The sequence below is a fragment of the Clostridium sp. CM039 genome (assembly GCF_055081075.1).
Genome location: NZ_CM143649.1, coordinates 1,401,362 through 1,417,984, shown reverse-complemented (window position 1 = coordinate 1,417,984; position 16,623 = coordinate 1,401,362). Strand labels below are relative to the sequence as shown.

Annotated in this window: 15 protein-coding genes; 11 read left to right on the top strand and 4 right to left on the bottom strand. The window is 32.3% G+C overall.

Translation table 11 applies throughout. The features are described from left to right. The first annotated feature begins 14 nt into the window (after window positions 1–14). The 6 genes from ACWJJ2_RS06650 (at window position 15) to ACWJJ2_RS06625 (ending at window position 7,523) form a co-directional block, all read left to right on the top strand. Window positions 15–1,733 (top strand): ABC transporter ATP-binding protein, encoded by a 1,719-nt coding sequence (locus tag ACWJJ2_RS06650; protein ID WP_462954046.1) that lies wholly within the window; start codon window positions 15–17, stop codon window positions 1,731–1,733. Next, window positions 1,730–3,538 carry an ABC transporter ATP-binding protein gene (locus ACWJJ2_RS06645; RefSeq protein WP_462954045.1) on the top strand — a complete coding sequence of 603 codons (1,809 nt, stop codon included), beginning with the start codon at window positions 1,730–1,732 and terminating at the stop codon, window positions 3,536–3,538. Before ACWJJ2_RS06650 ends, ACWJJ2_RS06645 begins: the two co-directional genes overlap by 4 nt. 119 nt (window positions 3,539–3,657) lie before the next feature. Continuing rightward, window positions 3,658–4,332, top strand: a complete 675-nt coding sequence (locus ACWJJ2_RS06640; protein ID WP_462954044.1) for a response regulator transcription factor — start codon at window positions 3,658–3,660, stop codon at window positions 4,330–4,332. Continuing rightward, the gene (locus ACWJJ2_RS06635) at window positions 4,329–5,381 is read left to right on the top strand and encodes a sensor histidine kinase (protein ID WP_462954043.1); all 1,053 of its coding nucleotides are present in this window, start codon (window positions 4,329–4,331) and stop codon (window positions 5,379–5,381) included. Before ACWJJ2_RS06640 ends, ACWJJ2_RS06635 begins: the two co-directional genes overlap by 4 nt. 107 nt (window positions 5,382–5,488) lie before the next feature. After that, window positions 5,489–5,881 (top strand): Tn3 family transposase, encoded by a 393-nt coding sequence (locus tag ACWJJ2_RS06630; RefSeq protein ID WP_462954323.1) that lies wholly within the window; start codon window positions 5,489–5,491, stop codon window positions 5,879–5,881. 199 nt (window positions 5,882–6,080) lie between these two features. Further along, a complete protein-coding gene (locus ACWJJ2_RS06625; protein WP_462954042.1) occupies window positions 6,081–7,523 on the top strand; it encodes an IS4 family transposase in 1,443 nt (480 codons plus the stop codon). A 439-nt stretch (window positions 7,524–7,962) separates the two neighbouring features. Here ACWJJ2_RS06625 and ACWJJ2_RS06620 read toward each other — a convergent pair whose 3' ends face one another. Both ACWJJ2_RS06620 and ACWJJ2_RS06615 read right to left on the bottom strand, forming a co-directional pair. Next, window positions 7,963–8,589, bottom strand: coding sequence for a type 1 glutamine amidotransferase family protein (locus tag ACWJJ2_RS06620; RefSeq protein WP_164946729.1), 627 nt, complete (start codon window positions 8,587–8,589; stop codon window positions 7,963–7,965). Window positions 8,590–8,689: 100 nt separating this feature from the next. Next, window positions 8,690–9,652, bottom strand: coding sequence for a helix-turn-helix transcriptional regulator (locus ACWJJ2_RS06615; protein ID WP_462954041.1), 963 nt, complete (start codon window positions 9,650–9,652; stop codon window positions 8,690–8,692). Between the two features lie 468 nt (window positions 9,653–10,120). Between ACWJJ2_RS06615 and ACWJJ2_RS06610 the strand changes: the two genes are divergently transcribed. From ACWJJ2_RS06610 to ACWJJ2_RS06595, 4 genes are all read left to right on the top strand, one after another. Next, window positions 10,121–10,792, top strand: a complete 672-nt coding sequence (locus tag ACWJJ2_RS06610; RefSeq protein ID WP_462954040.1) for a response regulator transcription factor — start codon at window positions 10,121–10,123, stop codon at window positions 10,790–10,792. Further along, window positions 10,789–11,805, top strand: a complete 1,017-nt coding sequence (locus ACWJJ2_RS06605) for a sensor histidine kinase (RefSeq protein ID WP_462954039.1) — start codon at window positions 10,789–10,791, stop codon at window positions 11,803–11,805. The genes ACWJJ2_RS06610 and ACWJJ2_RS06605 overlap by 4 nt, the downstream gene beginning before the upstream one ends. A gap of 194 nt (window positions 11,806–11,999) precedes the next feature. Further along, entirely contained in the window at window positions 12,000–12,767 is a 768-nt protein-coding gene (locus tag ACWJJ2_RS06600) for an ABC transporter ATP-binding protein (RefSeq protein ID WP_462954038.1), read from the top strand. Further along, window positions 12,757–14,751: an ABC transporter permease gene (locus tag ACWJJ2_RS06595; protein ID WP_462954037.1), complete on the top strand. Its 1,995-nt coding sequence runs from the start codon at window positions 12,757–12,759 to the stop codon at window positions 14,749–14,751. Before ACWJJ2_RS06600 ends, ACWJJ2_RS06595 begins: the two co-directional genes overlap by 11 nt. 229 nt (window positions 14,752–14,980) lie before the next feature. Here ACWJJ2_RS06595 and ACWJJ2_RS06590 read toward each other — a convergent pair whose 3' ends face one another. Then, complete coding sequence (locus ACWJJ2_RS06590; RefSeq protein ID WP_462954036.1) at window positions 14,981–15,508, bottom strand: GNAT family N-acetyltransferase; 528 nt, start codon at window positions 15,506–15,508, stop codon at window positions 14,981–14,983. A gap of 365 nt (window positions 15,509–15,873) precedes the next feature. Here ACWJJ2_RS06590 and ACWJJ2_RS06585 point away from each other — a divergent pair, with 365 nt between their 5' ends. After that, window positions 15,874–16,344: a recombinase family protein gene (locus ACWJJ2_RS06585; protein WP_462954322.1), complete on the top strand. Its 471-nt coding sequence runs from the start codon at window positions 15,874–15,876 to the stop codon at window positions 16,342–16,344. A 97-nt stretch (window positions 16,345–16,441) separates the two neighbouring features. Here ACWJJ2_RS06585 and ACWJJ2_RS06580 read toward each other — a convergent pair whose 3' ends face one another. After that, window positions 16,442–16,621: a hypothetical protein gene (locus ACWJJ2_RS06580; RefSeq protein ID WP_165414627.1), complete on the bottom strand. Its 180-nt coding sequence runs from the start codon at window positions 16,619–16,621 to the stop codon at window positions 16,442–16,444. Between the last annotated feature and the right edge of the window lie 2 nt (window positions 16,622–16,623).

Genomic DNA, 16,623 nt, shown 5'->3' with positions numbered 1-16,623 from the left:
AGGAGGAATTATTAGTGCTAAAAATTATTAAAAGATTGCCGGTTATGCTGTCTTTAATAGCCATTGGCTTCTTAATCATACAAATCATCTGCACTCTGTATCTGCCAAAATTGACGGCGGATATCGTAGATGTTGGAGTTCGGACATCAAATATTTCCTATATCTGGTCTAAAGGATACCTGATGATTGGCCTCTCTGTATTCAGTCTTTTAGGTGCACTGTGTAACACGTACCTGTTCTCTCAAATATCATATAAGCTTGGCGGTGAGCTGCGAGCAGATATTTATAGCAAGGTACTCAGCTTTTCAAAGAATGAATTTGATAAGATAGGCACATCATCGCTCATAACACGTAATACCAATGATGTAACTCAAGTGCAAACCTTAGTTGAAGGCGGACTTAAATTTTTAATACTCGCGCCTGCAATGCTCATTGGCGGTATTATCATGACTTGGGTGCTTAGCCCTACTTTGGCGCTCATTTTCTTGTGTACAGTTCCGATTTTAGGTATCACGTATTTCGTGATATATCGATACGCAAGCCCATTGTATGCAAAAATGCAAAAGCTTTTAGACAATTTGAACCTCTTTTTCAGGGAAGGTCTGATGGGCGTCAAGGTAATCCGCGCGTTTGGCAAAGAAAATCAGGAGTACGAGAAGTATAAAAACGTAAACCAGGAATATACCCGCAACTATGTGAAAGCGGGAACGATCATGAGCGTTTCTATTCCACTTGTCACGATGCTTGTCAGCTTAGCAACAGTACTCATCGTATGGGTTGGGGGTAAGGGCGTCGGGAATGGAACAATTGAAACCGGCGCGATCATGGCAGCAATAAGTTATTCAATACAAATACTGATGGGCTTCGCCATGCTGACCAATGTCGTTTTAAGTATTCCGCGCGGACAGATTTCAGCAAAGCGCATCTATGAAGTGCTGGATATGCCGCTCAGCGTCAAAGAACCGGATAAAGCGGCAAGTGCGCGCAAAACGTCACTGACCTTTGAAAATGTTAATTTCAGGTACCAGGGCGCTGAGGAAAAGACATTGGAGGATATTAGTTTTACAGTTCAAGTAGGTCAAACGCTAGCGATCATCGGCAGCACCGGTGATGGCAAATCCACGCTTGTCAACCTGATATCAAGGCTGTATGACATGGAAAAAGGCTGTATCCGAATCGGTGGAACACACATACGCGATATGGAGCAAAGGAAACTCCGGGATCTTGTCAGCTTTACCCCGCAAAAATCCACCTTATTCTTTGGCACCATCCGTTCCAATATGCTAGCAGGTAGATCAGAAGCCACAGATGATGAAATATGGACGGCGCTTGATATTGCGCAAGCCACTGAATTTGTCCGCACATTGCCAGAGGGTCTTGGCAGCGCGGTTGAAAAAGGCGGAGGCAATTTTTCCGGTGGACAAAAGCAGAGACTTTGTATTGCGAGGGCACTCCTTAAAAACGCCTTTATCTACGTGTTCGATGATTCTTTTTCAGCGCTGGACTTCAAAACTGAAGGGGCGGTACGGTCTGCAATGGGCGCTAGACTCAGAGACGCTATTACCATAATTGTGGCGCAGCGCATCAGCACTGTCATGAATGCCGATGTGATTCTTGTTCTTGATAACGGTAAGATTGCAGGTCTTGGCAATCACGAAACACTCAAAGAAACGAATCCTGTTTATCAGGAAATTATAGATTCTCAGTTTTATCGAGAGGAGAAGGCGGTATGAAAAAGAAAGATAACGAACGCGTGGGCGTAAAAGGCAAAATTATTCAAAAGCCTAAAAATATGTGGGGGACGATTAAGCGGCTCGCGGTTTACATTAAAAAAAGCAGTTTCATGATTACTTTGGCGTTGGTGGCGACAATTGTAGGAACAGTGATGCAGGTGTACAACCCAAAAAGGCTGGGCGCCGCCATAACGCTGGTCTTTGACGCGCTTCGTAACGGCAAAGTGATCAACTTTAACCAAGTTGGGGTAATTCTGTTTACCGTTGCCGCTATGTATGTGGGTATATTTATCACAACCTTTTTGCAGCAGCGGATTATGATTCTTGTGGCTCAAAAATCCACATATACGCTCAGAAATGAACTCAAATCCAAAATGAACAAGGTACCGGTCTCGTATTTTGATAAAAATGCCAATGGCAATCTGATGTCGGTAGCAACCAACGATATTGACAATATCGTCACGAATCTGCAGCAGAGCTTAACCGATTTGATTTCAAGCGTCGTTCTTCTCGTGGGCTTCTTCTGGATGATGATCTCCATTAGTCCGCTTTTAACCGGGATTGCTTGCCTGATCATCCCCGGCACCGTAATCATCATGTGCATTACAACGCCAAAAACAAAAAAATACACCAACGTGTATTACAAATCGTTAGGGGAGCTCAATACGCAAATCGAAGAAACCTATCAGGGATTTGCGGTTGTAAAGAGTTTTAATGGTGAGAATAAAGCAACCAAGAAATTCGACGCCATCAATGAAAACATGGTGAAAGCTGGATCGAAAGCACGGTTCTTTGGTGGCCTTATGATGCCCAGTATGGGTCTTATACAGAATATTATTTATGTCCTGATTGCTGTTATCGGTTCTGTTCATGTTGTGGCAAGAACGATCCTCATCGGTGATATTATAGCGTTCCTTCAATACTCAGGTCAATTTTCAAACCCGATTATGAAGATCTTGCAGAGCTGGGGCAATTTCATCGCCATGATTACGTCGGCGGAACGGGTTTTTGAAATGCTGGACTCGGAGGAAATGGTGGAATACAACAAGGAATTTCCAGATCATCGTGACGAAACAGCAAAGGTGGCCTTTGACCATGTGAAGTTCGGTTATACGGATGAACCGTTAATGAAGGACTTTAGCATTGATGTTCAGGATGGGAAAATGGTGGCCATTGTCGGACATACCGGCGCTGGAAAGACGACGCTCATAAATCTGCTTGAACGATTCTATGAGATACAGGACGGAAGTATTCGTATAAACGGAATAGACATCCGCAATACAGACCGTCAAGCGGTGCGTCAAAGAATAGGTATGGTCTTGCAGGATACATGGCTTTTCTCTGGAACGATCTACGATAACATCCGCTATGGTAATGAAAACGCAACTAAAGAGCAGATATATGCCGCCTCCAAAGCCGCCTATGCCGATGATTTTATCCAAAAGCTTCCGCACGGCTACAACACCATATTGAACGAGGATGCTGATAACATCTCTCAGGGGCAGTGGCAGCTTATAACAATTGCGAGAGCCTTTGTTTCAAACCCAGAAATACTCATTCTTGACGAAGCTACCTCTAATGTGGACAGTCGCACGGAACTCATCATTCAAAGTGCCATGAAACGACTGCTAAAAGGGCGCACAAGCTTTGTGGTAGCCCATCGGTTATCAACCATTTACGATGCAGATCGAATTTTGGTTATGGATAAAGGTGACATTGTGGAAACTGGAAGCCACAAGGAGTTATTAAATATGAACGGAACCTACGCTGATATTTATAATAGTCAATTTGCACAGAAATCATAGCTTAACAAATAATTAGTAAATTAATGCATCGCTAGTGAAAAAAAGATGAATAAAATATGCAAATGAAGTATGATGATGTTATAAAAATGATCTAAAGGTTAATGAAAGGGCAAAAGCATATGAATAAAGTACTTATCGTAGATGATGATTCTTATATTAGAGAGTTAGTTAAAGTTCTTTTAAAAGATGAAGGCTTTGATATATATGAAGCCGGGGATGGACTAGAGGCATTGGTAGAAATTGATAAAAGAAAAGTAGATATGGTTATACTAGATATTATGATGCCTAAAATGGATGGGTGGGAGTTATGTAAGCAGCTCAGGGAAGAATATGATTTTCCAATATTGATGCTGACGGCTAAAGGAGAAACTAAGGAAAAGGTTAAAGGCTTTCAGGTAGGAACTGATGATTACCTGGTTAAGCCTTTTGAACCAATGGAACTAATAATGAGAGTTAAAGCGTTATTAAGACGTTATAAAATTATGGCTTCTCAAACTGTGGAGATAAATGAACTATTTATGGATAGTAAAACCAGTGAAGTTATTGTTAAAGGAAAGTCTATTACTCTACCATTAAAAGAGTTCGAACTTTTGTTTAAGCTTGCTAGTTACCCTGGGAAAACTATTGCTAGAGAGCAATTAATTGAAGATATATGGGGATATGACTTTGAAGGAAATGAGCGAACTTTGGATGTACATGTTAATAGACTTCGTGAACGGTTTCCTGAAAATAGCTACTCTTTTAAAATTAAGACTTTTAGGGGCTTAGGCTATCGTTTTGAGGTAAAGTCATGAAAATATGGGAAGCATTAAAAGTCATAATGAAATTAATTGTATTTATAGTACTGGCAATAGGTCACTTTTCTCTAGCTTTTTTCATTACAAAATATATTTATAAAATTTTGGGTATAGCCACTTCTGAAGTCATTATACAGGTTAGCTCATCTCTGGTTGGCTTGATTTTGATAGGGATTACTTTTTCTATTATCAGATATTTCGATAAGGGTCAAGAAAAATATATGAATGAGATTTTTCGGACACTAAAGAAAATCTCAGGTGGAGATTTTAAGGTTAAAATAAAGGGCGATTTTAGTTATAATAAATCTGCTAATGAACTAGTAGTAGGTATTAATGATATGACTTCAAATTTAAATCAAATAGAAAAAATGAAGCAGGAATTTATATCTAATGTATCCCATGAAATACAATCTCCACTTACTTCTATAAGAGGATTTGCACAGGTTTTAAAAAATGATAAGTTGAGTTATGAAGATAGGTTGAATTATTTAAGTATAATTGAAAATGAAAGCAGGCGATTATCAAAATTAAGTGATAATTTGCTAAACTTAACAGCACTAGAATCAGATCATGTCAGTTTGAATTGTAAGCCTTATAGGCTTGATAAGCAAATAAAAAGTATTATACTTTTATATGAACCTCAGTGGTCTGAGAAGAATATAGACATGGAGGTATTTGCAGAGGACGTAATAATCACTGCAGATGAAGACCTTTTAAATCAAGTTTGGATAAACCTTATTAATAATAGCATTAAGTTTACTTCGGAAAATGGAAATATAAAAATTTATTTACACGATAGAGATGATAATATAGAATTTAGAATAGCTGACACTGGAGTTGGTATTGGAAGTGAGGATAAGGTACATGTTTTTGATCGTTTTTATAAGGCTGATAAATCCAGAAATAGAAACAAAGAAGGAAATGGGTTAGGTCTTTCTATAGTGAAAAAAATTATAGATATGCATAAAGGAAATATAGATGTAGAAAGTAAATTGGGAGAAGGCACTATGTTTATTGTAAGTCTACAGAAAGCCCCACCTTGTTAAATACTGTTTAATTAAAATCACAGCATCTACACTTTTAAGAAAACTTACGTAGTACTTATAGCAGAAAAAATAGGCTATATCAAGCTTTCAGAGAGTTAGGCAGGGCTATTCGAACAGGATATTTAATGAAGTATATCAGAGATGAAGAATTAAGGAGCACAATACAGGCAGCTACAAACAAAAGTGAAGGTTTTAATTGCTTTACAACATGGGCGTTGTTTGGAGGAGGCGGAATTATTGCAGAGAATAATAGGGATGAACAGCGAAAAATAATAAAGTATAATCATTTAGTTTCCAATTGCATTATATTTTATAACGTTTTTCATATAACCCAAATTCTTCAAGAGTTAATAATGGAAGGGCATAAAATTGAGGAAGATACTATAGCCGCTTTAAGTCCATGTATCACTCAGCATATTAATCGTTTTGGGCGTTATAATTTGGATTTAAATCGTAAGCCACCAGATATAGAATACAATTTATCATTGGATATGGAATAAACGAGGAATTTACTGCATTAGATAAGAACGACAACGTGATATTATTGGTAATAACTGTCTTATGGCTGTTTTTTGCACGAATCGTTGCCGTACCCCATAGCCATCAAGCTAAGGGAAGTCTATAAAAATAAAGCCCCCCATTTGTAAAAATGTTATCATTTAAAAGATAACAAAACACATCAATGGGGGTAATTTACAAATGATAGAAAAAAACTTAAAATTGGATAAAGATATGAAACATTTTGCAGCTGAAATTAAAAGATGCTTTTCAAAAGAGGAGATTGAAGAAATAGCTAGAGTAACAGGCTTTGTGAAAAGAAAAGGTAAAATTAAAGCATGGAAATTCGTTTGCTTATGCTGCTTTATGGATGCAGAGGTTGCGAATAATACACTTGTTACCTTATGTACAAAACTTAGTGCAAAAATAGGAATAGTTATTTCTAATCAAGCATTAGATCAACGTTTAAATGAAAGATGTGTGGAATTTTTAAAGAAAATTTTTGAAAACCTGTTGCGCCAAACAATAACAAATAATACTTGCATACCAAGTGTATGGGATGAACATTTCAAACGAATAAGAATACTTGATTCTACTGCTTTTCAAGTACCAGAAAGCTATAAAGATATTTATCCTGGATCTGGTGGCTGCTCTCAAGCTTCAGGTGTAAAAATACAACTAGAATATGAATTGAAATCTGGAAATCTTCTTAATATACAAGTAGGAGCTGGCTCAGGAAGCGACAATACTTTTGGGAGCAAAATAAGAGATACTATCAAATCTGGGGATCTTATTTTAAGAGATCTTGGGTATTTCAACTTTGAAGATTTTTTGGACATAGAAGATAGAGAAGAGTTTTACATATCAAGACTCAAACCTAATATAGCAGTATATATAGAAAATAAGGATATAGAGTACTATAAGAATGGCGCTCCTAAAAAATCAAGCCTTTTTAAAAGAATCTATATTTCTGACATAATGAAACAGATGGGCGAGGGGGACCGTTATGAAATTAAGGATGTCTATGTAGGCAAGGAAAAGACGCTAAAAACAAGGCTTATTTTATATAAACTAACAAATGATCAATTGAAAAAAAGAACAGAAAAATCTGTGAAGAATGCTAAAAAAAAGGGTATAGAAAAAAGTAATAATACGATTGAATTATTAGGTATATCTATTTATATAACGAATATTAAGGAAGAAGTTTTAAGTTCAAAGCAGGTTCATGAGTTTTACAGTTTAAGATGGCAGATCGAAATAATATTTAAAACGTGGAAATCCATATTTAGTATACAGGTTGTAAAGTTAGTTAAAATAGAACGGTTTCAATGTCAGCTTTATGGAAAACTTATTTTGCTACTAATAAGCTCTGCTGTAATGTTTAAAATGAGGACTTTAGCTTTAGAAAATAAAGGCCTTGAAGCCAGTGAAATTAAAACTTGTGAAATAGTTCATGAATATATTGATAGTCTATATTTTGAGCTTATCAAATTCCCTAATAAAGTTCTCGATACCTTAAAATTAATATTTGAAAATGTAGTTAGGAATGGTCTGAAATCTCATAAAAAGGATAAGAAAACTGTTTTTGATATTCTTGGAGTTTGTTATAAATTAACATCATCGCAGGCTAAAGTTGCAGCATAAAACAACTTGATAAAATTGTAAAAGTCCCACTATATACGTGGCTTTTTTTGGTGTACCCTAAAATTGTTTGAATACTATTGTACACTTAAAATTTACCATTAAAATTTATCAAAATAAATTTTAATGGTAAAATATAGTATTTAATACTGACTTACTAATATTCAATATGGCTTAGCTTGATGGCTATGTGGCTCTACCCCTTATAGCGTTCTTTTAACCTTTGAAGAAGCATAGATATATTTGGTTCTTAAGCTTTCAGAGTAGTATTAACTTCTTTCCATAAAAAAACTCTATGACTTATATTTATTCTATATCAATCATGGAAGTTTACACAAACTTTGAAACAGACTCACTTGAAAGTCTATAATAATCTCCAACTCCGCATTTGGCTTTATACTTTTATATTTATATAAATAACTTTGATTCACTCAATTTTCTACTATTGAATCGAGCTCATCAACTCAAAGAAATATTTTGCATCTTGAGTTTTATAAAGATTGTACCAAGAATCTAAGGTTTGTGGTGAAAACACCTCTAGAATTTTCAATATGTGCAAAGTAAATTCAAGAGGAGCTATTCCAGAGGCAGTAATCAAACTTCTATCAGTTACTGCGTATTCTTGCTTATAATATTTTTCTCCTGCATAGCTTGGACAGACCATTTTAAGATATCCCAGGTCATTGCTTGTATGAGCTCGCTTATTTAATACTCCTTCCATAGCAAGTCCTATTGTAGCACCACAAATTGCCCCTACAACAATACCTTTCTCTAAACATTCTTCAGCCATTCTTATAATGGGAGCATGAATTGCTTCTGTCCATGTATTCCCACCAGGTAGAATCAATGCAACTGTCTCTTCAATACTACACTCCTTAAGTTCAATTTCTGGCAATATTTCTAGACCTCCCATTGTAGTAATAGGGTTCTTGTTAATTCCTACAGTTACTATTTTTAGAGGCATTAATCCCTTTTTGTAGTACCTTCCCGAATTGATTTCAGTACTTAAATAACCTATTTCCCAGTCTGCCATTGTATCAAATACATAAAGATATACTTTGTTTTTCATTTTCTATTCCTCCACTTTCATTTTATTAGTACTATTTATCACAGGATGGTTTCAAGCTCCATCTTAATCAATTATATATTATCTTTACTGACAAATTCAGTCAGTGGAGATAATAGTCCAGCAAATCTTTAAGAATTGATGCCATAGCAGCTTTAAAACTATTTGGTTCAAGCACCTTTATTGGTTTACCATATGGAAGTAGAATATGAGGAACATAGGTATGGATTGAGTCTTCATCCATTAAAAAATTCGCTCTGCATTCAGTTCGTTCTATCAGATGATATCCTAAAAACCAATGTGCACAAAGGTCATTCAATGCTTCTGACTTGCCCTCAATTACTAAAGTGCAAAGTCCTACTTTACTTTCTATATTCGATAATAAGCTTTCTGTAAAAAACTCACGTGCCGAAAAAGCTTCAGGACGCTTAAACGTATTTTTAGTGCTTATAATATTTATTATTCTATCTACCCTAAAGCTGCGAATTTCATTCCTAAGATGGCAAAATGCAATAGCGTACCATTTATTGTTCCAGTAAAGCATCCCATAGGGGTCAACAACCCTATGCTTGGGATGCCCTTCATAACCTGTACAGTATTCAATTTCCATAGAGCATTCATTTGCAACAGCTTGCTCGAGTTCCATTAATATAGGTTTGACAGCTGGATCGCAAATACGGCTCACTACTTCAAATCCAACTAAATGACGATTGAGAACTTTTTCTTGTTCTTGATTCGAAAACATCTTTAACTTTGATGTTGCACTATTTAATGATTCCATAAAAGGATATCCTGATTCCATTGCAAAAACAGCAGCATGCAAAAGTGATTTTTTCTCTTCAAGATCAAAAACCAGGGGTGCTCGGATAAAATTGTTAAGCAAACTATATCCGCCGTTATGACCAGGCTCCGATATTATTGGCACTCCACTAACACACAGTGCATCCATATAACGATAAACTGATCGTATGTTTATTTCTAACCTTTCGGATATTTGCTTTGCAGTTATTTTTGTACCTGAATTCAGCATCCATAAAATTGCTAGCATATTATCATTTTTTGGCATAATGCACCCCCTAATCTGGTTAACAATTAAATTTTATTGTTTAGGGTATAATATCATTAAATATTGTTTTTAAAAACTTATAACATTTCTTATTATTAAATCAACTGTGACGCATTTTTTTACGATTACGACATAAATATATGGCTAATTATACTATAATTTACTACAAATTCTATATAAGAAATTAAAATAAATTTTGTTATATAGAAGTAAAAAACATTTTATATATTATGGATTGAAAAACACAAATGTCGTGAAAACTTAATTTCACGTCATTTGTTGTTCCATTATAACTAGCCTATACCCTCATTATTGCTTTTTTAATAAGCAATAAGTCTTTATTTACTGTATAAAAGGTGTCTAATTGAGAATATGCACTCCATTTATGCATAATTTATATGCTTAATAAGACTTTTTGTTATATAATAAAATTAGAGAGAATATTATAGTAAATCGAGGTGAAATAGTATGCATAACATTTTAATTATCGAAGATTCTGAAGCTATGCGATTGGAATTAACTGAATTTTTAAGGAGATATGGATATAGTGTAGATGCTCCTAATTTTTTCGATGATATTCTACAATATATTAATTCAGCTAATCCAGATTTAATTCTTTTAGATATAAATTTACCAATGTATGATGGATATTATTTGTGCAAAGAAATCAGAAAAAAATCTCAAATACCAATTATTGTTGTTACAAGTAGAGCTAGTGAATTAGATGAGCTGATGAGTATGAATTTAGGGGCTGATGATTTTATTACAAAGCCTTATAATACTCAAATTTTATTAGCAAGAATATTTTCTGTATTAAAAAGAACATATGATAATTCTAAAGATACAGATATGTTAATTCATAAAGGTTTGCAATTGAATATAGCAAAGGGCAATATAATGTTTGAGGAAAAAACAATAAAACTTACAAAAAATGAATTAAAAATATTAAGTTTTTTAATTAGAAACAAAAGTAATATAGTATCACGAGAAGAATTAATGGAATACTTATGGTCATCAGATTATTTTGCGGATGATAATAGTCTATCTGTAAATATAACAAGACTTAGAAAAAAACTTGATGAGATAGGGAGCTTAAACTTTATTGAAACAAGGCGAGGGTTAGGGTATATAGTCGAATGAAAATATTAGATTTTTTTAAAGAAAGAGTAGTATTTTTATTAGTTAATATGGTTTTAGCTTTAGCTTTAATAATTTTTCTTCATTATATTGGCATTTATACATACTTAATTTTATTTATATTATGTTTATGGTTTATTCCTATGCTGTCTTTATTAACATTGGATTATGTAAAAAGAAGTAATTATTATAATGACTTACTAAAAAACTTAGACAGCCTGGACAGAAAATATTTGTTAAGTGAAGTAATAACTGAGCCTGAATTTATGGATGGAAAAATCCTTTATGAAATAATAATTTCTACAAATAGAGATATGCATGAACATATAAAAGAGTTCAGTGAAAAGCAGCGAGAATACAAGAAATATATTGAGTCCTGGGTTCATGAAATTAAAACACCTATTGCATGCGGAAAACTTATAATAGAAAATAACAAAAATGAAACAACTAGAAAGATAGAAGAAGAATTAAATGATATTGAAGAGTATGTAGAGCAAGTTTTATATTATGCACGAAGCACCGATGCAAACAAGGATTATATTATCAAAAAAATTAAACTAGAAGAATCAGTTAAAAATGTTGTAAAGAAAAATTCAAGAACTTTTATTTACAAAAATATCAAATTAGATTTAAAAAGCTTAGATTTTGAAATATATAATGATACAAAATGGGTAGAATTTATTATAAATCAAATAATTATAAATTCTATAAAATATTCTAAAAAAGAAAATCCGAAAATAAGTATATATGCTAAAAAGAATAAAAATAATGTCACTTTAATAATCGAAGATAATGGCATAGGAATTTCAGAAAGTGATTTAAAAAAAGTATTTAGTAAAGGATTTACAGGTGAGAATGGAAGAATGTATGGAAAATCTACAGGAATGGGATTATATATATGCAGTAACCTTTCTAAAAAATTAGGTTTAGGAATTGAAATTATATCAAAAAAGACATTAGGAACTAAAGTTAGTATAATTTTCCCTATGGGTAATTTTTCTCATATGGAACAATAAAAACAGCAAGTTTTTAAATAAGGTCGAGCCATATGCGGGGGGAATTAGATCTTCATATGGCTCGACCTTATTCTTATTAATCTTTCAATATTGAAAGATTAATGTAATGTATTTAAATATGAGATAACGGGTTTATATAATACAATAAGCTTACAGAATCAATGTCTAATAAAAAAATGTAGGAGGAATAAAGAATGGAAATGATTTTAAAGGTTAGTAACATAGAAAAATATTATGGCAAAAAAGGACTCATAACGAAAGCTATTGATAACATAAATTTTGAAGTTGAAAAAGGTGACTTTGTAGGAGTTATGGGCCCATCCGGTAGTGGAAAAACTACATTACTTAACTGTGTATCAACTATAGATAATGTTTCAACAGGAAGTATAGTGATAAATGGTAAGGATATAACAAAAATGAAAGTTAAAGCTTTAGAAAGATTTAGAAGAGAGGAACTTGGTTTTATATTTCAAGACTTTAATCTTTTAGATACCCTTACTGCTTATGAGAATATAGCATTAGCATTAACAATTCAAAACAGAAGTGTTAATGAAATAAAGGATTTAGTAGGAAAAGTAGCTGAAAAGCTTGAAATAAAAGAAGTTTTAAATAAATTTCCATACGAAATGTCTGGAGGCCAAAAACAGCGAATAGCCGCAGCTAGAGCTATTATAACAAGCCCTTCATTAATTTTAGCAGATGAACCAACAGGTTCCTTAGATTCAAAATCGGCAAGACTTCTTTTAGAATCCTTTGAAAAGTTAAATAAAGAAATGCAGGCTACGATTTTAATGGTAACTCATGATGCATTTACTGCTAGTTATGCTAAAAGAATATTATTTATTAAGGATGGCAAGATTTTTAATGAGTTAGAAAGAAAAAATGACTCAAGAAAAACCTTTTTTAACAAAATAATTGAAGTGATAACCCTCCTTGGAGGTGACGCTAATAATGTATTATAATTTATCCATAAGAAATCTTAAAAGAAGCTTCAAAGATTATGCAATATATTTTCTAACAGTGACTTTTGCGGTATGTATATTTTACTCTTTTAACTCTATAGATGCACAAAAGATAATGAAAGATATAAGTCAATCACAAACACAAGCTATAGATAGTGTTACAAAGATTATGGGGGGATTATCTATACTGGTATCAATAATACTTAGCTTTCTAATTATCTATGCTAATAACTTTTTAATAAAGAGAAGGAAAAAAGAATTTGGAATTTATATGACTTTAGGTATGGGAAGAACTAAGGTATCTGGAATATTATTTTTAGAAACTTTAATAATAGGTATTTTATCCCTTGTAGTAGGTCTTTTGATGGGCTTATTTTTATCACAAGTACTATCACTGGTAACAGCTAAAATGTTTGAAATAAATATGAGTAACTATAAATTCATTTTTTCAGAAAGTGCTGTTTTTAAAACGATAGGCTGTTTTAGCATTATTTTCATTTTTGTAATGTTTTTTAACTTTATTTCTATATCAAAATATAAGCTGATAGATTTAATATACGCTTCACATAAAAACGAAAGCATAAGCATTAAAAACAAAAAATTCTCTTTTGTATTATTCTTAATAGCAGTAACTCTTTTAATAGGTGCTTATATAATGGCTATAAGAAATAATCAATTTTCAATAAGTTCATCTAGTTATTGGTACATTTTATTTATTATTTGCGGTATGGGAACCTTATTCTTCTTTATATCTTTATCTAGTTTTGTAATGCGAATACTACAATTTAATGAAAAGATATATTTTAAAAATTTAAATATGTTTATAACAAGACAAATAAGTAGTAAAATAAAGACAAATTATATTTCCATAACTTTAATATGTTTAATGTTATTTTTATCTATTGAAGTACTGTCATCAGGTCTTGCTCTTAATAAGAGCCTTTCAAAAAACATTAAATTTGATACTCCATATGATGCAACTATATATAGTTTTAAAAGAGGAGGTTCTATAATAGAAGAACTGAAAAAAAGTAATATCAATATAAACAAATTTACTGATTCTTATGTAGAATATAAAACCTATGATACAAAACTTTCATATCATAGTATTTTAGATCCAAATGCTATTGAAAAAACTAATAAGAATAAGAAAATTCAAGGACTTTTAACTGATAGTATTGAGGCTATGAAGCTTACTGATTTCAACAAACTTATGCTTCTTCAAGGTAAAAAGCCTATTGATCTGGGTGATGATGAGTATGCAATTATCTCTAGTACTGAGAGTACGAAAATTCTATATACGAATCTTATAAAAATAAACTTAAACGGTAATGAGCTTAAGCCTAAATATGATAAAGGTATATATGTAAATATTGAAACTACCTATGTTCCATATAATTATGGAACCATTGTAGCAGGAGATAAGGTTGTTAATAATTTACATGTGGTACCATTTTCACAAAAATTATCTATTCAATATAAAAGTGCCGATAAAGAACTAATTTCTAAAAAAATAAATACTTTATTTAATAACACATCAAAACCCGGAGAATTTAGTCAGTATAGCAAAGTAGATACTTATGCTACAGAGCAAGGTAACTCTGTTAGCTTTGCATTTATAGGAATTTACTTGGGGTTGGTATTACTAATAACTAGTGTAGCTATTTTATCACTTCAGCAATTGTCTGAATGTGCTGATAGTATAGAAAGATATAAGATTTTAATGAAAATAGGAGTAGAAGAAAGAACAATCAATAAAGCTATTTTTATTCAAATAGCAATTTATTTTTTTACACCTTTGAGCTTGGCTGTAATTCATTCTATAGCAGGATTAAAACTCGCAAATGATATCCTGCTAAGAACTGGAGCTATTAATATAATAGGCTATATAATATTTACTGCAATTTGTATATGTATTATATATGGGGGATATTTTCTAGCCACATATATAGGCGCAAAAAACATTATTAAGAACAGTAATTAGATATAGGCAAACAATATAACGAAAATTATATTGTTTGCCTTTTATCTAGTAGTAAGAGGGGTACAGGTAGTAACGGAACCAAAAACGGCTATAAGCGTGTAAAAAAATGGATTTTAAATACCTGTTTATCATCAATCTTAAGAAAAAGAAAAAAGGCATGCTGCCTTTTGGGTTGTTGAACAATATAAGAAAATACCGAATTAACTCAACTTCATATCATTCTCATTTTCTATAACTTCAAAATGTACTCTTTGCCCTCATAGATATTTTCCCCCCTATTACATTCATATGGTATGTCCTTAATATATGCAAATCCCAACTTTTTCAATATTTTTCCGGAAATGTGATTTTCTTTTGCATGTCTTCCCATTATTTCTTTTATCCCCAGTTCTTCCTTGGCAACTTTTATAACTTCCTGCATTGCTTCTGTTGTGTACCCAAATCCCCACGCTTTTTTGCCAAAATTATAAGCCATTTCAAATTTCCCATACTCTTCTTCAACATAAATTAATCCAATTCCAAGCAAATTTCCCGTTTCCTTCGATAAAATTGCCCATCTGTACCAATCATCAGAATCTATTTTGCTTAATTCTTTTTTCACCCAGTTAACAGTTTTGTTTATATCATTATGACTGGTCCAAAACATATATTTTGCTACCTCAGGATCACTTTCCCAACACTCAAATACTTCCTGTGCATCTTCCATACAAAATGGCCGTAATATTAATCTATCCGTTTCTAATGTGGGTGTTTTCATACCTATATACCCCTTTCACTATGTTATATATGAATAATCTATAATTCGCAATTTCCTACAGTTGCGACTTAATCACTAGAAATATAATACCATTAAATACTATTTTTACAAACCAATACAGCCTATCTGTATACATTTCATAATTTAAATAGAAACTATAGTTTGATGTTAAAACGAATTGCTCTCCGTAAAGGTGTACCTTTTTAAACAGTATATAGAGCGTTCAATATATTTAGCTTTTGCATTTTTGAACGTTCATATTAAACAATTGATATTTTCAAACATATCCTGTATTATTTTAATAAATATTGTCTTAGAAAGAGGTTATTTATATGTAAAATATTGCATACATATGAGTTTCATCAATTGAACAGCATACAGATAGACAAGAAATAGCACTGTGTGAATTTAAAATTAATAGATATTTTATTGAAAAAGTTAGTGGCAAAGATGCTGAAAGAGCAGGGTATAAAAAAATGATGGAGTACGTTAGGGATGGTGATACTCTTTATATAGAAAGTATAAGTAGACTCGAAAGAAGCACCAAGGATTTACTTAATATTGTTGAACAACTAAAAATTAAAGGTGTAGAACTTGTTAGTCTTAAAGAGAATATTGATACAAAAACAATCATTCATTTTTTACTTCTTACGTATACATTATATTGTCTTAATAAAATTAATAAAAGTAGAAAACATTATACTAAATTAATCTTTATGTTGGGTATTATAATAAATTATATGACATATAAACATTCTCAATATCTTGGATATGATGGTTATTTTTTAGATATAACTTCAGGGGGATCTCTTTATAGCTTATGGCCTGTATTTTAAATTTATTTATCTACCGCACTAGATTACTTTACTTGTAAAAAATACGGTAATCCTCAGCAAGATTAAAAACGCAACACTTTCAAAATCTGTCTTAACTTTATAAGTCATCTTCTTCAATAATAATCATAACAGAATATTGAGTTGAAAACATAAGACTGCCCCCATTTGAGCTATATTGAATGTCATTAATTTTCACTTTATTATTTTTGATAAAATCATTTACTTCTGTTACTAAACAAAATTTATTGGTATTATTAAATATCCTTATTTGTTTCAAAT